We start from the raw sequence: 25,269 nt of genomic DNA on the forward strand, positions 1-25,269 counted from the left end.
AGTATTAACGTTATGACATCGCTGTCAATCACTTTCTGTCATCAACGAACATGCAACCTTTGCTAGAAAAAGCTGATTAAATTCCAAACAAACTTGTAACTATTTAATATATTTAAAAAGATTCAACATGATTTTTTCTAAATGTACCCCCATTTTCATGAAGATTTCTTTTTAAATTCACAGTAAGGTAATAATGAAAATTCAACAAAGGCAGTACATATGATCATAAAAGAGTTAAGTCCTGAACATTATCCAGCAGTTGTAAAGCTCGCAAACCAAGTACATGGTGATAATTATCTCGATAATGAAGGACTTGAAAAAATGGTCGCTGCAGGCACAAAACACAATATTAATGCTTGCTTCGTTGCCATGGACGAACAGAACCAATTGTTAGGATTTAGAACCAGTTACGCTGCGCAGCAATGGTCAATAGACAAATGGTGTACACCAAAAAACTGGCCAGTTCTGCCTTCGCAAATGGCTTATTTTAAATGCATTGCCGTTGCACCAGAGGCGCAGGGCCAAGGTATTGGCCCATCATTATTACATGCATCTATCGTAGCATTACGCCAACAAGGTGCGTTAGCGGGTGTTGCTCACTTATGGAAACAAAGCCCAGGTAATGGTGCAGTTAAATACTTTACTAAAGCAGGTGGCAAATTAATCAAAATACATGACGACCGCTGGTTAGAAAACTGCATCAATGATGGTTACGTGTGCACCATCTGTGGTCACGAATGTCACTGTCAAGCCGCTGAAATGGCGTTATTATTTTAACAGAAGTGTACAAAAATATGTTCTACGATCCGCTTACTCATGCGCATTGCCAAGCCAGTGGCTTTGCACCCAGTTATTGGTCAAGCACAACAAGCTTACCCGTTCCTAACTCTCCCCCATCAAGCAATCGCCATTTTGACGTGGCAATTATTGGCGGGGGCTATAGTGGCTTGCTCACCGCCTACTATTTAAAAACACACCACAACATTGACTGTTGTGTACTCGAAGCAAACCAAGTTGGCTTTGGTGCCAGTGCGCGCAATGCGGGCTTCGTTCTAAAAGGCTCAGGCCGCTTAAGCTATCCACAAATGGCCAATAAGTGGGGACTGGATACCTGCAAAGGTATATATGACGAATTTAGTGCAGCAGTACAACGTGTGGATGACCTGATCCAGGAGCACAAGATTAACTGTGAACCACAAGAAAAAGGCTATTTGAAAATCGCCCATAATCAAAAAGCGATGCAAGCAATGGAAGCGCAGGCACAGTTTTTACAAAAGCTTGGAGGGGATGCTGAATTTTTATCGGTCAATGAGCTTGAACAGTCTTACATGCAAAACAAGCAAGCTTATGGTGCGATGCGTCTGCCGGATGGATTTGGTATTAATCCTCTGAAATTATTGCTTGGTTATCGTAATATGGCGATTAAAGCGGGTGTAATGCTGTACGAAAACGCGTTGGTCAACCAAGTCGAAGAAAGGCAAAATAAACATGTATTGACTATCAACGACGTTAAAATCTCAGCCAATACCGTGATCTACACTGGCAATGCCTATAATAGCAAGCAATCACATCCCGCAATCAACAACCGCTATTTGCCAATTTTGAGCAGCGTGTTGGTGACTCAACCGCTCACGGATACAGAACTAGAAAGCGCAGGACTAAAGACTCACCAAGTCACAATGGATACACGCACGCTAAAATACTACTATCGTTTGTTGCCCGATAACCGCCTGCTATTTGGCGGTCGAGGTGCGGTATTTGCCAAACACCAAAACGCCCCCGTGTATTTACAAAATCTCAAGCGAGGCTTATCGGCTTGCTTCCCGACGTTAGCAAATGTAAAACAAGATTTTTATTGGAATGGTTTTATCGCTGCCGCATTAGACGACATGCCGCATGTCCATCTCAAAAACAACGTTGGTTATATTCTTGGTTATTGTGGTGCGGGCGTATCATTTAGCGCGCAAGCGGCTTATCGAATGGCACAACTAATCGCAAACAAAACGGTACCTGATTTACCGCTTTATCAAACACCATTGCCTTATTTACCCTTTCCTCAATTTAGGCGATTAGGCCAACTTGCTTATTATCAGTATGCACAACTTAAAGATAAGCTGGGTTAATACCTCGCTTATCTTTGTCATATGAATACTTTAATAAATTAACCTGCTCTAAACATTAGTTAAACACAAAGTACATCAAAAGCACGTTAAATGTACCTGCATTTAAAACTAAACTAAAATCAACAGGTACTATTATGAAAACTACAATCGCATTAAGCCTTTTGGCTTTAACTTCTACGCTTACATTCGCTCAAGCTGAGTCTGTTACTCTTTTAAACAACGCTGAGCAAGTTGAAGGCGAAGGTGTTACTTTCGAAAAAGCAGTTGTTGAAGTGGCTAAAGTTGAAGGCTTACTTGCTACAACTTCTACTACTTATTACAACCCACGCGTTTGGGTAGGTAGCTACCTTGATAACTTCTTCGTTAACTCTTTAAACGGCAACCAGTTCTGTAGAGAGCGTGGCCACCGTGAAGAAGCAAGCGGCAGCACAGTAAAATGTGGTGAAGATGAGTCTTCATACGCAGAATACAACTGGTACTCTAAAAAGTGGGAAAACAAGAGCACAGGTAGCAAAAACCAGTGTTACCCACTATACGCTTCTATCAAGTGTCAATAAGATAATGTAACCGCAGCTGATGTTAATGTATGTTTAAAAAACGAAGGCGCATGGCGCTTTCGTTTTTATTTTCTAATCTCCATACCATTTTCGTATATTTTTGCCCTTCTTTTAATAATTCTTGCAACTACAGCCCATTCTTGTTTAATTATTGTGGACACCGACCATTCTAATAAGGACATAGTAATGAAACACGCAGCTATCGCAGTGTTAAGCCTACCCACAGTATTTGCAACTTCGGCTTTTGCCGATACAACCACACACAATTCATGTGATTTTGAGATCCCTTCGTCACACTATTCAGTAGATGGAGTTACAATGAATATTCAACCTGGCGACACCGTTTGTTTAGCCGCTGGGGAACGAGGACCGCTAAGACTCAAAAATATCGTAGGTACACAGGCACAACCTATCGTGATCCGCAATGCAGATGGTGTGGTGATCACCAAGCCCTACGAATACAGCATTGCCATTGAGCAATCAAAATGGCTACGTGTCACATCTGTGTCACAAGATCCAGCGCAACCATATGGCATTCGTTTAGGCGGCACACTGAGCGTTGGCCAGCTCAGCGAGCAAATTGAAATAGACAACATTGAAATTTACCGTGCACGCTTTGCGGGCATGCTGATCAAAACCGACCCTAACTGCGACCCTGCAACTTGGGCTGAAAACTTCACCATGACGGGCATTCATATTCATGACAACTACGTCCATCACACTGAAGAAGGTGAAGGCATGTACGTGGGCTACACAGGCTTAAGTCGAAAACTAGAATGTGATGGTGTAGCAACGACCGTCTACCCCCATAAACTAGAAAACGTGCGCATCCACAACAACAAACTAGAGCAAACCGCGGCTGATGGTATTCAATTAAATGCAGTAAAAGGCGACGCACAAATTTACAGCAACAAAATTTATCGCACAGGTGTTAGCCCATTTGCCCCCGTATGGCAAAACACCGGCATTCAAGTGGGTGGCGATAATGTTCAAGTAAGAGATAACTTCATTTATCGTAGCGGCGGCAACGGCATGATGCTCGATGGTGATAACCTGCAAGTTATTAATAACAAAATAGTATACCCAGGTGAAAATGGCATTTTCGCTCGTAATGCGGCACAACAAAACTCGCAGATTAGCGGGGGGTTACCTCATGCGTATAAAGATAATTTAATCATTCAACCTGTCACCTATGGCATAAAGCTGTATGCAACCAATACCGCCTCAGCGCATATTATCAGCGACAACACCATTGAAAATGACGGTCGACTGGATGCAGCAAGCCGCCCAATGACTTTCTCGTTTTTAAACGACCAAGTTGAGCGTGAGCTTCATAACAACCAGCATTATATTGTGGATGAAAGCGAGTAATACCTAAAATTAACAAAGCGGCTTCGGTCGCTTTGGTTTGCATCCCTTTATAGGATGTTGCTAAGTGGATCAAAATGAAGTTTAAATTACTACTCATAGCATTAATATTAAGCCCATTGGCGCTTTGGCTCGGATATAAACCTATCCGCATATTGGCGCCTGAGCTCAATGGCTTGAACTGTGTCAATGCGAGTATCTGTATTGATGACTCTGCAAAACTTGATACTGCATCAAAACTTTATTCAACCGCACATGCTTTTACAGAAAAACAGCTAGCTTCGTTTGAGAAAAATCCTAGAGTAACTTTTTGTGCCACTTCATCCTGTTTTAATTCTTTCGGCCTTAATGAGATGAGGGCTGTAACGATTAGTACATTTGGGATTGTCGTTGGCCCGAGAGGCTGGGATCCGAGCTTCCTTTCTCACGAATTTATTCATCACTTACAACATGAAAAACTTGGTAGCATTGAGGTGTGGTTTGATACTCCGCAATGGTTTATGGAAGGTATGGCGTATTCTCTTACTGATAAACGTGAAGTATTAGAGGAACCGTGGGAAAGTTACCGTGCTAAGTTTGAGCATTGGAATAACCACTCTGACAGTAACAGTTTCTGGCAAAGAGCGCGCTCGTTGTAGGCTCAACAACACAAGCGACGACGAAGTATTAAAACGAGCGAAGCGTTATTTACTTAACTATGACCCTGTTTTCAAAGCATTAGATGTAATTTTGTATGCCTAAAAAGTTGCTTGCTACCCCCTTAATAATCGGACAATTAAGCGAGGACTTATCGAGTCGCTTAGTATTAATGGATTGATATTTTTACCTTTTTCCACTTATGCTATTTCATTGAAATGCTCGTTTAAGTAGATTCTCGGTTTCCCTTTCGCGATTGTTGACTTTTTGAGGGTAAAGTGGCGGCTAAGGTGATAGTATTCGGCGAAATGAAATTTAAAAATTAGTGTGCTGTAGGGATAATGGATAGAACATTAACGCGAATTCACGCTAATATGCTGTTATATTTTTAAGGGAGTTTACGTTGGAACCTAACAACACGGAAATTTGGCTGAATTTTGTAACTTCTTTCATATGGCCATCTGTATTGCTGATTATAGCTTTTGGTTTTCGTCGGCAATTTGAGAACTTGCTTTCTAGAATCAAATCTGGGGAAGTCGCTGGAGCAAAGCTCAACTTTAATGAAGCTGCATCAGGTTTTATTAGTACCAAGCTTGAATCCATCACACATGAAAATGATGCCGGAAAACGAGCTCTATTAGCGGGAGAAATTAAAGGTGTTGCGGAAACGATCGGGGCAATACATCCAATTTCATTAAGTCTATTAATTCAGGCTGGAAATGGAAATGCTGCATGGATAGATAGTGCATTTACCCGCAAGAAAAAGTATTTTTACCAATTAGAAGCATCAAGTTTGGCAAAAGTTGTTGAGAAGCAAGATTCAAAGGGAAAGCTAGAAGGCTCACTAAAAGTTCAGTCCAAAGGCAAAGCATTACTTAAGGAAATCGGGCTTTACGAATAAAAATATAATCGGGTAGCCGAGGGTATCTAGCCCTCAGCCCCCACAACACCCTGCATGCGGGTCCGCACAGGGCGTTTCATCTAACAGATTACCCGTTTGGGTAATGCACTTTTATCCATCCGTCTCTGAGTGAATATAGTCCCTCGTTTTTCAGATAATTTAAGCCTAAAGCCTGTTGAATACCGGGTGTTTTGGAACTGCGCCAAGGTCCTTTACTTGTGATGCCACAGGCAACGGCTGCTTGCACATGAACTCAACGCTTCATCAGGTTTCTCACTTTAGTTCTCGGTTTTCGCCATTGTCGCCAGTAACACATCCTGATCCTGCGCCTTATCCAGTGGTCTAGGTCAACACATTGCTGGTATGCGTTTGCAATACCAAAATAATTGATCCATCCGCTTAGATATTGGCTTAATTTAAACAACTGATATTGCATGCTCACGCCCCAATTACGGTTAGTTAAAATGCGTACCTGTCGCTTAAATTTATGCAGGGTTTTGTCATGCCATTTGATTGCTCCACGTTTAAAGGTAAACCCTAAGAATTTACTTTGTGTGGTTTTAACCACCTGACTTTTATCCGTATTAACAAGCAATTTGAGTTTAGTTTCAAGGAACCGAGTAACACTGGCAAGTACACGTTCGCCCGCACGTTTTGATCTTACTAAGATTATAAAATCATCAGCGTAACGGGCAAATTGGTGACCTCGTTGCTCCAATTCTTTGTCTAAATTATCCAACATAATGTTGGATAATAAAGGTGAAAGAGGACCGCCTTGCGGTACTCCTTCTAAACTCGGAATTAGCGTGCCATTGTCATCAATTCCAGCTCTCAAATAACGGCCAATGAGTTTGAGCAAGCGTTTATCTTTGACATGACGTGATAAATTTCGCATCAATAAGTCGTGATTGACTCGGTCAAAGAACTTTGACAAATCGACATCTACGAAAAAATAAATGACACCCACCACTATTAAGAGGAAAGAAAATAAATGACACACACCACTATTAATATCCAAGCTGAGGAAGTGAAATAAAAACGTATAAACACTAAATAACTCTATTGCGCTATTTTAGACAATCATTTTTAATTAATTAGCACCCTATTATTTTCAAAAATCAAAAACTGAAGCTCTATGAAATATTTTAGAAAACTAATTGAGCAGTATATTCCTGTTAATGATGACGAGTGGGCTGATGCTTGCGGCATATTTGATATAAAACGAGTCAAAAAAGGCATGACGGTACATCATGCCGGTGACGTGTTTAGCGAAATATGGTTTATTAAAAGCGGTTTAGCCAGATCATATTTGAGTGATATGAATGGTAAAGAGCATACTTGGCAGCTTTATTTTCGCGGAAAAAGTAAACATGGTTTAAACCATTTTATGGATGATAGTGTGAGCTTTTATGAAAACACAGGGTCAATGCTTAACTTTGAAATACTTGAAGATTCGGTTTTTTATGTCACCTCTTTGCCGGCGCTTGATAAGTTTATATCACAAGAAAAAAAGTGGGACATTTTAGCCCGAATATGGATACATAACACCTATTACTCTGCAACATATAAACGTGTTCTTTCTCTTATGTCAGAAACTGCAGCCCAAAGGTATGAGCGTTTACTTGACGAATACCCTTTCATATTTAAACAAGTTAAGTCGTATCATATCGCCTCTTATCTCGGCATCACTCCTCAAACATTAAGTAAATTAAAAAATGAATCTAGGTGAATGAGTTTTCGTTTTTCGTTGTTTACCCTGTGTTTTTTAACGGAGATAAACAATGAGTACCTTACGAAAATTTACAAAACAAAATGAACAAAGTACCCCGTTTCACATCAGCAATATCTGGGTTGTAACTAGTACCACTGAGCTTAGTGTTGTGCATACATGGGGAATATCATGATAAAGCTTACACACATAGGTGCACACCTCATTTTTATTGGTGTTGTCTTTTTCCTGATTGGTTTAATACAAGGGGCCTTGATCCCCATTGTAAAAAATGCTCGGATGGCGCTTTCTGGCCATTTGACCGCTGTTCAGTGTGCCATGGCTCTGACAATCTTTGGGGTTATTTGGTCGCTGGTTGAACTGCCTTTATTTGTAGAAATGTTTGTGGCTTATGGCTGTGCTTTGGGATTTATACTGATTTGGCTGGGAATAACGGTTGCGTCTGTAACTGGCGCAAGTAAAGCGTTGCCTATCGCTGGCGCGGGGTTTTCAGCCACCGTTACAACTGAACTAGCGGTTAAGGTTATAGTACGCGCAGGATCACTCATCTCACTCATCGCCTGTACATTGTTGGCTATTGGGTTACTGCCAATACTTCAGTAGCCCATGACTGTAAGTTAAAGTGTTATTCGACTTTGCTACTGACTAACCTCGGATGGCGTGGCTTCGCCACTTATCCGAGCTACTCCAAAATCTAGGTTACAAAGAACATGGCTAGTTCAAGACCGCGTTAGGACTAAAAGTGATGCAGCGCAGTGCCCTGCATCACAAACAATAGGTCACAGTGCCAAGTTGCCTTGCAGCAGCGTCAACTGATCTTTTAAATACTGCTTTTGCGCATCGCTTTGTACTTGCTTAATACCCGCTTCCAACACTTCTTTGGCCGCTTTACTTTGACCATCGTTGTTTAATGCTTGCGCCCAAAGCTCATAAATATATTCATCTTTTGGAAATTGTTGGCTATTTGCTTCTAGCAATAAGGCAGCAAGATGAGGGTGTGTTTCTAGCTCGTCTTCTGCTAACTCATAAAAACCATAACGACCCAAGTCTAGCGCAACAAATAAGTCACTCAGTTGTGCCAAGTAATGATGCTTTTCCTTGTCATCGTATGCTGTGTCGCTTTGTATCTCCGTCATTAATTTGAAAAGCTTGGCAATATCACTTTGTCTTTGCTTCTTTTGGCTTTGCCAGTTTTTATCAACGGCATCTTTGGCGAGCGCGATGGCTTTATCCAATGCTTGCTCTGGCTTCACTTTGACATGAGGCGCTACACCGACTGTTTCCCAGTTGGTTTTAGTGACTGGATTTATGGCAGTCCCTGTCGCAATAAACGCTCTGTAAGTTTCGTTGATTGTGAACATGCCACCAGGGTTGGCTCCACCCCCTGTAGCCTCACCCACCAGAGTCGCTCTTTCACGCGTGCGCATGTTGTAACTAAATTCTTCGGCTGCCGAAAAAGTGCGCTTACTGGTTAAAATGTAAAGAGGAACATCAGTCAACTTCTCCCCCCCCACTTCGTCCAATACGTAAAAGTCACGGGTTTGCTCCGTGTTACGATAGTACAGACTATTTAATAGCAGCTTTTCAGAGAAAAAATAACTGCATAAATACTGAACCGTTTGCGGCGAGCCCCCACCATTTTTTCGTAAATCAATAATAATGGCCTGAGCAGAAGAGAGTACCTGCATCGCTGCATCTAAATAAGGCTTGGTGTCTTCAAGCCCTCTAAAAGCGTTCAGTTTTAGATAACCTATATCACCTTCAAGCATGCTTACTTCAAGTACTCCTTGAGAGCTAACGCCGTGGCGCGCTGGTTTTAATAGGCCATCTTTAAACCTAGCTTTAGCGCCTGCGGTGTTTTTTGAATTTGGATTCAAGCGTACTCTTAGATGGCGGTCTTTCGCCTGCGTTTGCAACCATTGCGTTAACGCTTTGGCAAAGTCTTCCGCGTCGGTATATTGTGAAAATTTACCCTCATCAAATTCTGTTTGTAGTTGTTTTGAGAGCGTCTTAGCGACATCTTCAAACACATATTCATCGATTAACACATTAGAAAGTTGGGTAATTGTTTGTTGTTTGGTTTGTTGTGAAATTTCGGCAGCATGTAATGGCATGCTGAGTAATCCACTCAATACAAGGCTACTGAAAATTGATGTGACGGTACTTTTCATAGTTACTTATCCTGAAGGAACAAATTATCTTTAGAGTAACGAAAAAGTAGCAGCTGTAATTGTAAAAAAGTTAAGCCGATGAAAATATTATCAATGAAAGCCTCATTGTTAGCCTAGCATTAGCCTAGCATTAGCCTAACAATGAGGCGATTCAAATGGAGACAGATTGTTCTACCAAAACCTAACTCTTTGTTTTTATTCCTTTGAAATACAACCAAAGACCAAATAGCAACTCGAACAGTGCGCCTGGGTACATGGTATATTGTAAGGATTTAGGCGCATCTATCATACCTACATTAATAACACCATAAGCAATCATAGACACGTAAGTAACCATACCCCATATAGCCAGTGCTTTAGGCACATAATTAGCTCTGTAAAACAAGTAACAGTAAAGCGCTGCGCCAATCCCCATTACAGGCAGCAAAATGTAGTAAACCGCTCCACTTGTTTTTAGGAATAAGATAGATAAAGCCCTCAGTTGTTCGGTATTGAAGGCATTTAAATAATCGCTGCCATTCAATATCATCAAAGGCATTAAGTAGAAAATCAATGTTACAAAACCGAGGATTGCTTCGGCACTTCTAAATGCAAACCCAATTAAGGCTAAGCGCTTATTAACAGGTTTCAAAATAGTATATAGCCCCCAAGACAACATCAGTACACACAGGTACATGAGAAAATGTCCTGAAATTGACAACCGAAATGCCTGCTCAAATTGCGCCATTGCTTGTAACGGGTCATCAGCTCGAAAAATTAGGCTATTGTCTATCAAAAGGGTGGGAACAAACCCAAGAATAATAATGAACGAATATAGAAAGCCTGTGATCTTTACATAGTTTAAGCTATTGCCCACAGCGTATTGCTCTGTATTTTGCACTGTCATATAACACCTTTTAAATTTCTAAACTGTTTGATGCCTGCAGTATGCAAAATTGTCTGTTTCGAGTCGTCGCAATGGGCCTATTCGAACGTATTAATTCAAAATTTTATCCTCAGACGCGCTTTTTTGCTGCTTTTTGAATGTCGACGGTGTCAAGCCAGTGTGTTTTTTAAAAGCTGCATTGAATGTCGATTTTGAATTAAAACCTACCTCATACGCGATAGTGGATACTAACTTTTCTGTAGTACCCAGCAATCTTGTCGCTAACTCAATCCGATAACTATTTACGAAATGAAAAAAGTTAGTCTTTAGGTGTTGAGATAAAGTCTCAGAAATATGGTTTTCACTTATGCCTGTCGCCTTTGATAGCATGTTGAGAGATAAGTTTTCAACCATAAACATTTGTTCTTCAAGCATAAGTTTTTTTAACTTCTCGGCAATCTGCGCCATTTTCTGCTCACCGAGAGTTTTGCTCCTGATATCCGAAGTTTGCAGCTGGCCCTTGTCAGATTCTTTAAGTACCGGCTGCTTTAACGCCAAATGTGCAAATGCCATCAGTACAAGCGCTTCAAATAGTGGTAATACGACACCTGCACCAAACCAACGCCACTTCATAAACACCAAAATGTATTCAACTGAGTGCATAAACCATACAGCCCCCCACAACAGCAGCACAACTCTAAACCACCCCATGGACTTGCGTTCGATTGAGGAAAACCGGTCCATTAACTGCTGGCAGTGACGATGATGTAACTTTAAAGTGGCAACTAAATAACACGCGGTAAAAAAGATAAAAATGAAGGTAGTACTAAAACAGGTCAACAACGCAATTTTATACTGTTTTGGATCGCGTGTTAAAGGGTCTGCAAGCGCTAACTTTTCTGCTGAACTTAAGCCAAATGCAAAAGGGACCATGGCCAAAAATGCCAGCAAAGGGCCCAGAAGCGCCAACAAATACGCATTTTTTGGTAAGGCTTTATTGGGCGACATGGTGGCATAGGCATAAAAATACAGTGCCGGGCCCATCAGCATTCTTATGGGTAACTGCGCGCCTGCTAAAGCGGGCATAAATCGATAGGCCCCTGAATAGAGATATAATTCCCCTAGTACATTCACCATAAGAAATAACAGCAACGCTATTAAAAAACGCGTCTGTAGTTGTTTTGGCCGACTGCATGCATCAGCTAACGCCAATGCCGTCGCGCCAAGCATACTTGAATAAATCACGGTTTTTACGACGTCAACGCTCATACGCTTACACTTAATAATAATTCACTTTCTTGTAGCCACTTTACCACGAACAAGCGAATAACCTTTGCTTCGATTAACAAATCAATTTTACTGACTAAATGGGGTCATACATACCGTAAAAACGATTGCGCATTTGTGATACAGCATTATTATCAACGCATTGATCTTTAAAATAACTTTTTGGTGTACATTGAAACACGCTTCTAAATTCTCGAATAAGATGCGCTTGATCGTAAAAGCCCGCCGCCAAAGCCGCTGAAGCCATTGATGGAGCAGATTGCGCTGACTGAATCAACATCAAAAAGTGATTAAGGCGCCATATTCTGCTCAGCTCCTTTGGTAATAAACCACTGTGAGCTAAAAAGTGCTTACGCATGGTCACCTTGCTCAACGCAAACCTGTCGCACAGTGCAGCAATTTGTATATCCCCTTTAGTTTCTAGAATACAATTCGCTTGAGAACGAAATAATGTTGGCAATATAAAAGCTGACTTATCAAACACATCCAGCAGCCAAGCCTGCGCAAGTTGAGCGCAAACAGCCAACATAGTGGTTGGCGATTGCGCTTCGCTCAGTAAGTTATCGATGATCGGGCTAAGCAACGCCACCCCATCAAAACTCGTCGCGATGTTTTCCACCGTATTTTTAATTTCTAACGCATTGAATTGTTTAAACGGTAGCAAAGCAAAAGGCTTAAGCCGAATAGTGAAGACCCAAGTAGGCATTTTTGCATGTAAATGGTAAACCTGAGTGTGTTGGCCAACAAGCCACATGGAGGGCTTAAGTACCGTTTTCTTCTCACCATAACTCAATGTTTGCGCATTAATTATGATATCAAACACCCCTTGCGGTGCTATGCTGTGACAACCCACAAGTTTGTCAATTGAAAAACACTCCACATATTGACTTAAACAGGGTATGGGACGGCACTCTAATCTCACTGTGATGTCCTTTCATAGCATGCTGGCTGGCGTGGGCAAGCTTTACCTCGTGTACAAATAACACGCACCTCACTTTGTAACCCTCTTTCAACCCAGCCTATATTCAGAATTTTAGCTACACTCATTAGCTGTTGCTTGAGTTGATGTGGGATCACACTTTCTCCGCCATGCTTGATACATAAAGCTTTTAGCTCAGCCACTACGCTGTAAACATCAAGACCTTGCGCCGCAATTGCCGGATTAAGGTCAACGCCTGCACATAAAACGTGGGGGTTCCCTGCCAAATCCGCCACTTGGACTGACTCACAACAATACAAACGCGGCTCCCCTTCCACCAGTAAAATGGACATCTGGGTGCTACTTTGAGTCGATATCTGTGCAAATTTCCTAAACACCGCCCAGTGCTGACAAGGGTCTTGCACTGCACGCATATTGCCCCACGGTAATGGAATCCCGTTGCCTCGATATACAGCTTTCAACTTACCTGGTTGATAGGCATCAAAATAGTGCCAGTGAGGATAAGGCGATACCACGGTCATACGCCGCATTGCCACAGAGGCAGAAATATTGAGCTGTTTATGTACATTGATCTCATAGCCCACACTATCCAGCAATTGTCTAAAAGGCTGCTTTGGGCAAAGCAATGCACCGGCAAAAAAACTGGCTTCAAAATCTCGCCAAGCATTTAGAATATCTTGCGCATTGGGCGTATTGTGATAATTGTCTTCACTATAATCACTGCCACCAATCGTGAGTTTGCAATGTAACCCTTCAGTGTTGTGCAGTACTGCATGACCAATATGTACAGCGAGGTCATATTTAAGTCGGCTGTCTCGGCTCTTTAAAAGTGTATTCAAATGCATACGATTTGGCTGTTCGAAATAGGAGGTAACGAGGTGCTTTGTGCACTCCCCTGCTTCATTCATCTTGCTGGTACACGCTTGTTCAAACCAACAAATCTTTAAACCAAATTGCTGGGCTATAGCCATTAAATCGTCTGACGTTAAATAGAGGTTTTTCTTGCCAACATCCTCAGCTGCGCGCTCTAAATCGGGAAAATGGTTTTGGTGGTGTTCTTGATGAGCACGGATCAAAAGCTGTGCAAACTGTCGGCCAGCGATACCTGCCTGAGACAGCATCTCAGGAATAGCAATTTGTAAAATATCATTAGAAAATAAAAAGTTAGGTTCTAGAACCATGCCAGAAATACCACCATGATTGCCCTTTTGTGGCGTAATACTCGCGGGCTCGGGTTCATTGTCTAAAAACCAGCTGAGAGGTTTTTGAAATACTTCCGACAAATTCTCTAACATTTCTTCGCTGGGCGTGCGTTTGCCACGCTCAATCATCGATAAATATGACACAGAAGGTGCTGTTTGCGCATCCACTCGCACACAACGCGCTGACAAATCTTCCAAAGTTAAGTGATTACGCTTACGTAAGTTACGTATTTTTGTGCCCAAAAAGTGGGATTTTCGCATCAAACTACTGTCGTTTTTCATTATTTTTATTCCAGTGAGATGATCATCCTGAGTACAAAAATAGCACAGCCTGTAAAAATTTCACTGTAAAATTATTCCTGTGAAATTATCGTGAAATCACTCAACTTTGAGAACCTAAATAACACAAGTTGACCCGGTTAAGTATCGAGCCACCAAACTCAAATATGATGGTTGAGTGAGTGATAAAATAGCGACACTCAAAGCTCTATCACTAATGAAAACAAGCTAGGTGGCATTAGTCCAAGAGAAAATTGTTCGAGAAGTCTGCGATCATAGGGGCTAGATTGCCCCTATTTCAGAAAAGGTGGCTAAAGCAAGACAAAACTTGAATACCTCCTTCAAACTTTAATTCGCACTGCCGCCCGAACAGGGTTCAACGTAGCGCCATACTTTACCACTGCCAGAATTAAGATCAGGTCGATTGCCTTTAGTCCACCATTGAGCCCGATAGACTAAGTTGTTATACGCGGCCTTATCTGGATAGCGATATATCTGATCGGGCTTCCAAGCGGCTACATGACAGCTGTCGCTGACAACGTGAATCGTTTGCAACGTGTGATCGAGTATATTTTTGCTATCCATCACAGTCAAACGAACTTGATAACTCCCAGGTTGTTGATAGATATGTGTCGGGCTTACGAGTGTTGACGATTGGCCGTCACCAAAATCCCAGTAATAACTGGCAATACCATTATCGTCTGTTGAGTGATCAGTAAAACTGACTTGCAACTGCGTTTGATTATACGTAAATAGCGCTGTAGGCCCCGCGTCATTATCTTGACTTGGGCAATAGCTGTCATTTTTTACACCTGAATCATAAACACCAACCGATTCCATCGCCAGAACAACATCGTTTACACAGTAGTTGAGATCCAAAGCTGCTTGGTAAAGCCCTTTTCCTGCCGACTCAAACGTGGCGTCACTGGTCCAATACAGCTGATTGGCAAGTGTAAACAGTTTAAATGCTTTTTTTATGGTCCAATCGGTCATCGTCGCAAGTTCATAAAATGCTTTATTAAAAATACCAGAACTCGTGTGTACGCCGGTACCTTCAACATATTGACTAGTGTGACTCATTTTGGGGTTATCCATTGACCTGACGGTTCCAGGCTCTTTCAACAGTTTGTCACCTATCTGCCAGTTAAATTGTTGGTGTACAAATTGATTCAGCGCAGCCGCGGTAATGTCTGAGTAGGCTTCATTGAGCCCACCAGATTGACCGCTATAAACCAATTGCGAATGTTGCTCCGTAAAGCCGTGCGCAATTTCATGGGATGTCACACTCAATGTAGCGGATGGATAGGTTTTTTGTGTGCCATCCCCTAAAGTTACAAACTCTCCATTCCAAAATGCGGCCGCTCTATCTTGCCCATAGTGCACACGCATTTTGATTTTTGTGGTGAGCGCCGACGTGTTAACCCACTCATTGAACATTTTATCGGTAAGCTGTGCAAAAGCATGGGCATCGTTTAAGGGCGAAAACGCACCATTTACTTCTCTGGTGGTATTCTCTGAACAAGCAAATTCGTGTAAATGCAGTTCGCCTGTGGTGTTACGCATATCATAGGTAGTCACATTGGTACTATCTAAATAGCAAGTACCTTGGCGCTCTATTGCATCGAACTTTGCAAGCCCATCTTCAGCCCCATAGTAGTAGAGTCCAGTTTTACCATTTCCCCCAGGGCCACTTGCTTTTATTGGCACAGAGACATGCGCTAACCCCTCCCATTGCTTCAGAATATGACCGCTGTGGGCATCGATAATGAAATAAGGGCGAGTCGGCACGACGACGTCACTATAAAAAGAAACCAGCCAAACTAAATGTGCTTTGTTGTTATCATCTAACCAGACATGCAGCTTTTTTGTGGTATTTTGAACCGTTGAGCGACTCAGCTGTGTATATTCCAATGCCTTTCGAATAGCTCCTTGTGCTGTAATTTTTGGTATTGTTGACGCAATATCGTCGCTAATGTGTGTTATTACATCGCCATATAAACTATGAATATTATCGTTCTTGAGGCCCACAACGAATGTCTCTCCCAATAAGGGGAGCCCTTGATAGTATTGTTGTTTGCGCATTTTTGTAATGCCCGAAGGTAGCGAGACTTGGCGCAAGGTTTGTGCATCACGCAGTAGTGTTTGTATAGTGAGTTCACTTGTAGTATCAACAGACTGGTTTTGCTTTAAAGCAGAAAAAAATGTATCCGCGTCAACCCGCTCTGCTGCGCAAGCTGACGATGTACTGAAAGCGAGCAAAACGAGTAAATATTGATGTTTATTGATTGTGTTTTTCATTAGATTATCCCTAATAATCAAACCACGTATAGCAATACATCTGACTGACGATACTGATACATGGTTTGAACCGAACTTGATACATTTAAAGTCACGAGCAGGTAGACGATATTAAGAGTTATCATCTAGCCAGAGGTGATGCTTACAATGCGTTCTGAGTGGGGTCGTCACATAACCCATCAAACTTCCAAACATGAGTAAATACATCTGGCGTTGCACCCATTCCCCAATGAATTGCAGTGTACTTTTTATCCAAGTACTTCACCTTATCCCCAATACGATAATGTTTATCACGCTGCCACTGGGGTCGGTCATCACATATCGGCGCAATGCCATCATCGGCGTTCACCGCTTTAATTTTTAATGAGCGATGTCCTTCGCTATCCGTGACGACTAAACGCACCATGTAGGTGCCTTCTTTGTCATAGGTATGAATTGGGTTTTGCTGAACACTACTGGTGCCATCACCAAATGCCCACTGGTGGCTAACAATGGCATCGTTATCGCTGGATGTGTCTGTGAAAGATACTTCAAGTAAGTTGCCGCTGTAGGTAAAATTAGCAACAGGCAGACCTACAGGTAGCTCACAGGCTTGTTGGTCAAGATACTGCTTTGCGGCAAGCACCTGAATCACGCCAAAGCCATATTCATTATCGCGCCCAACAGGGCCTTTATCTAAGGCGGTTACTTGGAGTGCTTGGCGAATTTGTTGGTTAGTACAATTTGGGAAATAACCCCAAAGTAGTGCCGCTGCACCGGACACATGTGGAGTTGCCATTGATGTGCCGCTCATATTCCCATATTCACCATTTTTGGTTGTGGAGTTCACCTTTACGCCCGGCGCTGCAACTTCAACTTGATCGTTATAGGTAGAAAAGCTCGCTTTCATTCCTTGCTCATCGACCGCGGCCACAGATACCACATCGTCATAAGAAGCGGGGTAATGATGGTTTAAAAAACCACTGTTACCAGCTGCGGCGATATGCAACACACCTTGTTGATAAGTTGTATTAAATGCCTCACGTTCCAACTCTGAAGGCTTATTGCCACCTAAACTCATATTGATGACGTTAGCACCTGCTGCGGCACACTGATAAACCGCTTCAGCGATTGTAGAACCATATGTCCAGCTCCCTTGTGAGTCGAATACTTTGACAATATGAAGTCCAAGCTCACCCGATGGATTAACACCAACAACGCCCAAATCGTTCCCCCCGATCGCTGCGATTGTGCCTGCCACGTGAGTGCCATGACCATGGCCGTCTTCAAACCAATTGCCCGAATCAAATTCACCATAACCATCATCACCGGTGATATTTGCATGCGGTAAATCAGGATGTCCTAGGGTATAACCCGTATCCATAATACAGACCTTGCGATTAGCCGCTCCCACATCGGGTAATTGGTTGGCCTGAATTAAGCTTATACCGTACGGGGTGGATTCTGATTGGAGGTAACGTTTTGGGTCGGCCTCAATAAATTTAACGCTGTGATTGACCTTTAAAACCTTGAGTTCAGATTGGGTTAAATAGGCAACCATTGCATCTTGCTGTAACAAGCGTTTTGTGAGCGTTAATCCAGCCTTTGACGCAAAACTATCAATTACTGTTACTTTTGCCTCATTCATATCTTTATGAAGATATTGCGTTTTTCCTAATTCATCCAAAATATACTCAGGGTTGAGTTTGATAATAAATCGCTCCTTCATATTGTCTTGAGCGAGGGTGCTTGCATAAAGGGTGGTAGAGCCAATTATTGAGATTGCACACATTGCAATACTGGTACTCTTTCTTTTTATATTTTCCATAAATCACTCTCTAAGTTATACGTGAATACAGGATTGGCTAGCTTTAAGAGAAAAGGACATCGCTGTCATTTACATCAAAAAGTAACCCACGACCAATTGAATAGGTCTGTTTATGTATAACTTGTTAAAAAAATAGCCACAAGTGTTAACGCGGAGGTGAAAAATATAAGGAAAAGCTTACCAAGATTAAAAAGCCAACACATTAGCCTTTGATTTTTATATATTTAATAGAGTTTACTTTCTGCGCTTCAGTGCACCTCCCCTCCACCTAACGCCGAAATTGTTGCATTAATGGCCGTATTACTCCTAGTTTAAATTTTAACTTTGTATTTACTATTGTTGCGATATTAGAAAAAAAATTTCAAATATCTGCCAAGATCGGGTGTGTAAACACTTTATGGTAAACAGGAATTCACCTTCCCTATCTTGCACAAATGTCTAACGGACAAACACATTTGCCCAAAGGCGTTAAGTAATTACCAACTTAATACTCGAACTTGGGACACTGAAACTAAGCGGTGATGAATTCACACGCGATCAAATAGAAGGTGAATGAAATGACTCATTTTGTGCAATTTTAATCATTATTGAGGTGTCTTGAACTACCGAACTTATGTAGTCAAACAACCAACAACATCAAATCGCTAAAAATAAAAAAACAGTAGCTTAAAAAATAAAAGAGCCATTAAAAACTAATCAAAGTGTTTTTAATTAGAAGCTTAATTACCAACAAGGATACAACGAGATGAAACTAAAAACCCTAGCCGGTATCTGTACGTTTGGTGCCTGTATGGCACATTTAACGACATATGCAGGCACAAATTCCACCCTTCAGTCGGCGAGCCATATAAAGCTTACACACAACGAACAACTCCAGCAGGCGTTAGCACCCGATTGCGGCATTGAAGACAATGGTCAAGACTGGTCCGCACTACAGCGCGAATCTGAGCAATATCGTGCAGCAAAAATGCTCTCACGTCCTATGATGTCTAAATCCCTGGAAAGTACGTCACTACCTGAAGAGTTACTCCAAAACAGTGTGGCAATTCCAGGACGTTATTATATTCCTGTGGTTTTTCATGTGTATGGTGATGAATACAACTGTGCGGATGAAACACAAAAATGTTTAACCGATGATAAAATTCAGGACGCGCTGACTAAGCTAAATAATGATTTTCAAGGTTTATCCATAGACTCGCCCGAGATAGCACCACAGTTTCAAGCTATTAGAGAAAACCTCAATATAGAGTTTGTGTTGGCAGGGAAAGACCCACAAGGCAACGACACTTCGGGGATCGTTCGCCATGCACGTGAGCAAAAAGGGTATGGTAATTATGATGACGAAACCTTAGCTCAAATACAGGCTGATGCGTGGGATAACTTCAGTTATATGAATGTTTATCTAATGCATGATTTATATGATGATGGCAAGCTAAATAAATCAGGAGTCGCATGGTATCCCGAGCTAGCGATGACGGAGCAAGGCACAGCGCGTATTGTATACAACGGTCATTATGTGGGCAACAACACCAGTGAAAACTTCCGCTCAGTACTCACTCATGAATTCGGTCACTGGTTAAATCTGATCCATACCTTTGAAACCAAGCAGTGTTCAATCACTAATGAAGCCTTTTGTGCTTCGACAGGCGACAGAAGCTGCGATACACCTCAAATGTCTATGCCTAGCGATATGCAAAATAATGCACCTAATTGCTTAGGGCAGCCCACCAACACCGAAAATTTTATGCATTACTCCGATAATTACGCCATGTTTACACAAGAACAAGTAAACAGGATGACCGCAGCGCTGCATAACCCTGCTCGTAATACACTTTGGTCAAATGAAAATTTGATAGCAACAGGCCTTTCCCAATATGTGAGTAATAGTGCACACCCTTGGGATGGCGTATCCGGATTGAATGTTGAGCCAAGCGGAAAATTACTTGCCAGCCACGATATCCCATTTGCAGATAAAGGGGCGATTGAGACCTTCGAAGTAAACTTACCTTTTGATGCTAAAAATATCTTGTTTTACCTTAATGGACATACAGAAGACCCTGATATGTATGTTTCAAAAGGGCAGGCTCCTACAGCACCAACTGGGGACTCGGACCAATGGGTGGCCGACATAGTGTCTTTTAACTCAGCAGGAGATAGAGAGCTTGTAACGGTCGATATTCCAGACGTGACTGAACCTTACTTTGCCTCTGTACATGCATTTACGTCATTTAGTAATTCAAAATTCAGCGTGCTTCAGGGTGAAGACCCATACCTACAGGAAGGAGAGCAACGCTACTTGCTATTGAGCATAGACAACTTATGGGCGAACAAAAGCAACGGCTCGTGGAGTGAACGCCCAGGTAAAACGTATGATTTTCAATTTAGTGTTCCAGAAGAGGCATCACGCGTCGTAGTTGTGGTGCCCGGTGGCTATCAAGGCCCTAAAATGGCTGACGGAACAATCAAAATAAACGGGGATCTTGATCTCTACGTCGCCAAAAATCATGCTGTATCAAAAACGGATTTCGACTGTCGACCTTTTACTTGGAAAGGGATCTCAGAATACTGTGAGTTTCAAGGTGGGGGAGATTTTGACCTGTTCATCGAGCCATTTGAAACCTATAGCAATGCATCAATTCAGGTTTACTATGAAATTGCCAGCACACAAAATCAATTGCCGTTTGCTAATGTCAATGGCAAGACTCGCTATGAGGCTGTCGGTCATGCGCTTGAATTTAATAGTGCAGGTTCAAATGATCCGGATGGAAAAATTGAATCTTATTTATGGGATTTTGGCGACGGTACACAAAGCACCGATGCGCAAACAACACATACCTACTCACACACTGGTACTTACAATGTTAGTCTCACTGTAACAGATAATTCGGGTAATACCGCGACGGCACATACCAGTGCAGTGATCACTGAACTTTCACCAAATGATGCGCCATTATGTAGCGACTGTGAGCGTGTTTATTTAGCTGATGAATTAGAGCTCGCTACTCACGCGAATGGGCACGTTTATCGCTATGAGTTTGCTGTGCCTGATGCTGCGTCTTTAGTTACATTTGAACTTGTTGAATATTATAACGGCGACCCAGACATTCATGTGGGTCGTAATCAAGCTGTTTCTAAATCTCAGTATGACTGTCGCCCTTGGGAAGCACCAAATCAAACCGAACTATGCCAGTTTGAGCAAGGTGGTGTCTATCAAGTTATGATTGACCCATTTAAAGATTACGAGTCACTGCGTTTTAGAGCTTATTATGATATTCATCGTGATGCTGATCACTCAGCGCCAAACCGTTTACCCAATGCTGATGCGGGTGGCAATCAAACGGTGAGAGCGGGCATTGCGGTGGAACTAGATGGTACTCGCTCTAGCGATCAAGACGGAACGCTTATTGAATATAAATGGGATTTAAATTACGGTTTAACATACTCAGGTGCTGTGGTTACACATCATTTTGAACGCGCGGGTAGCTACCCAGTTACACTAACTGTCACCGATGATAAAAATGCCAGCGCCAGTGTGCAGGTTATCTATCAAGTACTCCCAATTGGCGATTACGATCAAGATGGCAATGTAGACACTGATGATCTCAATGCCATAAGCGCGGCTATCGCGGCAAACCTGCCTATCGACAGCAGCTTTGATATTAACGGTGATGGTATTGTTGATAACACGGATGTAATCGCACTTGAGGCATTATGCAGCTTTGCTGAGTGCTCGAATATTCCACCAGCACCTCAGCCACCCATTGCTCACGCCCAAGCTTCAACGTCGCAGCTACAAATTGGCCAACAAGTCGATTTCAGCAGCGCGGGCTCTGACGACCAATATGGGCAGATCACCGCCTATCAATGGGATTTTGGTGATGGTACGCAAAGCAATTTTGCCAATCCAACTCATCGATACGAGCAGGCAGGCATCTACCAAGTTACCTTAACCGTGACAGACAATGACAACATGACGGCCAATACCACCGTTACTGTGAATGTTGATCACCCGCAATTAACAGACGCCTGTGCCGACTTCGATGGTGTCTATTCAAGAAGGCTAACGCCAAGTGAACCACGTTGCATAAGCGGTACGCGTGGCCACTCTTTCGCGGGCATGGACCGCGGTCCAAAAACCGTTGCCATTACACTTATCAATGCCCCCTCTGATGCCAAAATTTATTTCGGTGATGGTCACTGGCCAAAAACTGATGGCTCCGATCATGAGGCCGTGTCCTTCACTCAAGGTAACCAACAATGTCTGTTCTATGAAATCAATGAACAGTCTCGTTACTGGGGCTACTTACAAATATCGGGAGATGCGACAGGTGCCACGATAGTTGTTGATTACGACGTCGCCGGCTGTCGCCCACAATAACTTTAAAATATCGGGCACAATTGAGCGTTAAAAGTGCCCGATATTCACTCACACCAACTCAGGAAAACAACATGTATAAAGCAATTAAGATCACACCTTTGGTGGCAGCATTAAGCTGCACATGGGCTTGGGCACAAGATGATAGAGATATAGGAACCCTTGACCATGCTACTGACATTGCACATATCAGTGCACATGCAGATTACACACCCGATGCGATGTTCAACGATAAGTTACCTAGCGATAAACCAACGATAAACTTGACTCAGCCCAAACTGAGCGAGCCGCAATTGATGCTCATGAGCGGCCAAGCTGCAACAACGCAAACCTGCCCTGCGGGGGCGTTTAGCCACCTCAGTGGTTCGGTATTTTTAGATGCGATTAAAAATTATGGCCGCGAATGTATTGATACTTTATTTAACGATAAACCCGAAACGCTAACATTAGGTGGATATACCGACGCTAACTTTAATACCGTTATCACCGAGTTAAAAAGCCAGCTTCACAACTATGATGGACAAACAAACGCCGCATATCTGAGCAGTCTATTCTACTGGTTAAAAGCATATGCATATTACGACAACCGACGCTTTGTAAACCCGACAACAAAACAAGCCATGACACAAGCGGTCAATGCCCTCTATGCGAACAGCCATTTTTTTGATAAAACCGCCATCCATGCGCAAGTAGTTAGAAGCGCAACGGGCATTATTAAAAATGCGCAAATCGGCCAGTTTTTGGTCCCTATGACACTGGGCGTACTCGCGCGTTTCGATGAGTCTTACGAGAACATCAATAATTGGGCCCGTTCAGCAACGCCATTATTTTGGCAAGTATTGAATGACTGTGCCAAAGACGAAACCTGCCGTGCTCAGCAACATAACACGGCTTTTATTGACGCTATTACAGGGTTTATTTACAACAACCTAAATTGGTTGCGTAAATCAGCCAATGACTATCATTTATTTAATTTGGGCTACCAGCTAGTTAACCTTTACAAAGGTAAAAACGACTCGCATTTTGCCGCTATAGAGGGAAGACTGAGTACTGAGATCTCAAAAGTACTCACGGCCTACGGGCCATTGAAAACCGATAAAGAGCGTACCTTGTACTTAGCGGTTTTAGAATCGATTAACTACAACCGCCAATGCGACGCTTACTCTGTGTGTAACAAAAGAGCAGAAATTATCGAGCAGGTGCTAAACAATCGCGTGGAATGTCCATCAGGCAATTTGTTTATTTGGGCTCAAGACATGGATGATGCACAATTAGCATGGACCTGTAATTCGTTAAAAAACCACGATGACCACTTTCACCAATTACTACGCACTAACCGCATTCCGGTCACACCTGATGACAACGATTCTTTGAAAATGGTGATCTTCAACGATAAAAAAGAATGGGTAACCTATGGCGGCGTGCTGTTTAACGTCAGCACCAGTAACGGCGGTACCTACCGAGAAGGGGACCCCGCTAAAGCCGGTGATCAAGCCACATTTTATGCCTATGAACATGTGTCTGAGCGGCCTATTTTTGATATCTGGAATTTACGCCATGAATATGTTCACTATTTAGAAGGACGATACATCTCCAAAGGTGATTTTCGTGATAGTAATGATGCCGGCCGCACGGTCTGGTTTGGTGAAGGCATTGCAGAATATAGTTCTCTAAAAACATGTAACGCCAATGCAATAGAAGAAGCCAGAAAAGGTACTTATTCGCTCAGCACCATTTTTAGCAATGAATATGGCGTTGGCCAAACACGTATTTATGATTGGGGCTACCTTGCAACCAGATACATGTATGAACAGCAAAATGACGCACTTTTTGACATGTTAGCGCTATTTAAAGCCGGTGAGTATCAACGCTACCGCACTGAACTGGTTGATAAATGGGTATCGCAAAAGTTATTTGATAGCTCGTTTGCTACTTGGCTGCAACAAGTTGATTCAAGCGGATGCAGTACCGATAGCACGAGACCTCCTTCACCAATCGAGCCCGTTAATGTTGATGATATTCAAGGCAGTGACAAAGTTGGGCTAGATGCCTGTGCAGTGCAACCTCCCACAACAGACACTCGCAGCCAAGCAGGTCATGCATTGTGTGTTGCACCCGATCCCACCCGCAGAATCAAAGAATATCCCTTGTATGTGCCGGATGGGTTAAAAAATGTATCGTTACAGATCACGCTACGCCATGGTAGTGGTAATGCAGAGCTTTACTATGAATTTGGTCGTCCAGACAACGGCTGGCAGTATACGCATGAATCAAAGGAGCCTAACAACAGCGAAACCATTACTGTCGATAACATTCAAAAAGGTTGGCATTACATTGCTGTAGATTCAGAGAACGGTTTTCAAAACACCACCTTATTGGCCCGTTATATTCAGCAACCCATTGTCGGTGATAACGAATTACAAAATGGCATCGCTGTTCCTGTTAATGTTGCCAACCACGGGCAACTGATGTACACCATGACCGTGCCAGCCGATGCGAAAGATATCACCTTTAGCACCACAGACGGAACGGGTGAACTAGATATGCATGTGAAATTTGGCAGTGAGCCAAGCAAAACAGACTATCAGTGCCGTCCTTGGAAAGTAGGCAACCGAGAAACATGTCACTTTGATAGCACAACGGGTGGCGTCTATTACATTATGCTAAGCGCAGATCCTATGTTTAGCGGTGCAACACTAACCGGCTCTTATACTCGCTAGCTTTACCGAGG

At 42.5% G+C, this 25,269-nt stretch carries 17 protein-coding genes and 1 pseudogene; 10 read left to right on the forward strand and 8 right to left on the reverse strand.

The features are described from left to right. The first annotated feature begins 219 nt into the window (after window positions 1-219). The 6 genes from ACW689_RS04850 (at window position 220) to ACW689_RS04875 (ending at window position 5,585) form a co-directional block, all read left to right on the forward strand. The gene (locus tag ACW689_RS04850) at window positions 220-777 is read left to right on the forward strand and encodes a GNAT family N-acetyltransferase (protein ID WP_476288882.1); all 558 of its coding nucleotides are present in this window, start codon (window positions 220-222) and stop codon (window positions 775-777) included. A gap of 17 nt (window positions 778-794) precedes the next feature. Continuing rightward, window positions 795-2,123, forward strand: a complete 1,329-nt coding sequence (locus tag ACW689_RS04855; RefSeq protein WP_476288884.1) for an NAD(P)/FAD-dependent oxidoreductase — start codon at window positions 795-797, stop codon at window positions 2,121-2,123. Between the two features lie 134 nt (window positions 2,124-2,257). Continuing rightward, the gene (locus tag ACW689_RS04860) at window positions 2,258-2,680 is read left to right on the forward strand and encodes a hypothetical protein (protein WP_476288886.1); all 423 of its coding nucleotides are present in this window, start codon (window positions 2,258-2,260) and stop codon (window positions 2,678-2,680) included. Window positions 2,681-2,866: 186 nt separating this feature from the next. Continuing rightward, complete coding sequence (locus ACW689_RS04865) at window positions 2,867-4,051, forward strand: right-handed parallel beta-helix repeat-containing protein (RefSeq protein ID WP_476288888.1); 1,185 nt, start codon at window positions 2,867-2,869, stop codon at window positions 4,049-4,051. Between the two features lie 74 nt (window positions 4,052-4,125). Next, a complete protein-coding gene (locus ACW689_RS04870; RefSeq protein ID WP_476288890.1) occupies window positions 4,126-4,686 on the forward strand; it encodes a hypothetical protein in 561 nt (186 codons plus the stop codon). A gap of 401 nt (window positions 4,687-5,087) precedes the next feature. After that, complete coding sequence (locus tag ACW689_RS04875; protein WP_476288892.1) at window positions 5,088-5,585, forward strand: hypothetical protein; 498 nt, start codon at window positions 5,088-5,090, stop codon at window positions 5,583-5,585. 88 nt (window positions 5,586-5,673) lie between these two features. Here the strand turns inward: ACW689_RS04875 and ACW689_RS04880 are convergent. Continuing rightward, a pseudogene (locus ACW689_RS04880) lies at window positions 5,674-6,537 on the reverse strand (reverse transcriptase domain-containing protein); the annotation flags it as partial. A gap of 183 nt (window positions 6,538-6,720) precedes the next feature. Here ACW689_RS04880 and ACW689_RS04885 point away from each other — a divergent pair. Continuing rightward, entirely contained in the window at window positions 6,721-7,314 is a 594-nt protein-coding gene (locus tag ACW689_RS04885) for a Crp/Fnr family transcriptional regulator (protein ID WP_476288894.1), read from the forward strand. A 171-nt stretch (window positions 7,315-7,485) separates the two neighbouring features. Further along, a complete protein-coding gene (locus tag ACW689_RS04890) occupies window positions 7,486-7,917 on the forward strand; it encodes a hydrogenase (protein ID WP_476288896.1) in 432 nt (143 codons plus the stop codon). Window positions 7,918-8,093: 176 nt separating this feature from the next. Here the strand turns inward: ACW689_RS04890 and ACW689_RS04895 are convergent, their stop codons facing one another. The 7 genes from ACW689_RS04895 to ACW689_RS04925 form a co-directional block, all read right to left on the reverse strand. Then, window positions 8,094-9,485 carry a S41 family peptidase gene (locus ACW689_RS04895; protein WP_476288898.1) on the reverse strand — a complete coding sequence of 464 codons (1,392 nt, stop codon included), beginning with the start codon at window positions 9,483-9,485 and terminating at the stop codon, window positions 8,094-8,096. 181 nt (window positions 9,486-9,666) lie between these two features. After that, a complete protein-coding gene (locus ACW689_RS04900; protein ID WP_476288900.1) occupies window positions 9,667-10,371 on the reverse strand; it encodes a DUF4386 domain-containing protein in 705 nt (234 codons plus the stop codon). A gap of 90 nt (window positions 10,372-10,461) precedes the next feature. Then, window positions 10,462-11,619, reverse strand: a complete 1,158-nt coding sequence (locus ACW689_RS04905) for a helix-turn-helix domain-containing protein (RefSeq protein WP_476288902.1) — start codon at window positions 11,617-11,619, stop codon at window positions 10,462-10,464. Between the two features lie 94 nt (window positions 11,620-11,713). After that, on the reverse strand, window positions 11,714-12,559 hold the full coding sequence (locus ACW689_RS04910; protein WP_476288904.1) for a helix-turn-helix domain-containing protein: 846 nt from the start codon (window positions 12,557-12,559) through the stop codon (window positions 11,714-11,716). After that, window positions 12,556-14,061 carry a DUF3612 domain-containing protein gene (locus tag ACW689_RS04915; protein ID WP_476288906.1) on the reverse strand — a complete coding sequence of 502 codons (1,506 nt, stop codon included), beginning with the start codon at window positions 14,059-14,061 and terminating at the stop codon, window positions 12,556-12,558. Before ACW689_RS04915 ends, ACW689_RS04910 begins: the two co-directional genes overlap by 4 nt. A gap of 345 nt (window positions 14,062-14,406) precedes the next feature. Then, window positions 14,407-16,356, reverse strand: a complete 1,950-nt coding sequence (locus ACW689_RS04920; protein ID WP_476288908.1) for a M4 family metallopeptidase — start codon at window positions 16,354-16,356, stop codon at window positions 14,407-14,409. Window positions 16,357-16,498: 142 nt separating this feature from the next. Further along, window positions 16,499-18,163: a S8 family serine peptidase gene (locus ACW689_RS04925; protein ID WP_476288910.1), complete on the reverse strand. Its 1,665-nt coding sequence runs from the start codon at window positions 18,161-18,163 to the stop codon at window positions 16,499-16,501. Between the two features lie 745 nt (window positions 18,164-18,908). Between ACW689_RS04925 and ACW689_RS04930 the strand changes: the two genes are divergently transcribed. After that, complete coding sequence (locus tag ACW689_RS04930; RefSeq protein WP_476288912.1) at window positions 18,909-22,541, forward strand: PKD domain-containing protein; 3,633 nt, start codon at window positions 18,909-18,911, stop codon at window positions 22,539-22,541. 71 nt (window positions 22,542-22,612) lie between these two features. Beyond that, window positions 22,613-25,258: a M9 family metallopeptidase gene (locus ACW689_RS04935; protein ID WP_476288914.1), complete on the forward strand. Its 2,646-nt coding sequence runs from the start codon at window positions 22,613-22,615 to the stop codon at window positions 25,256-25,258. Window positions 25,259-25,269 lie beyond the last annotated feature (11 nt).

The organism is Pseudoalteromonas sp. ABE4_541 (genome assembly GCF_056312285.1).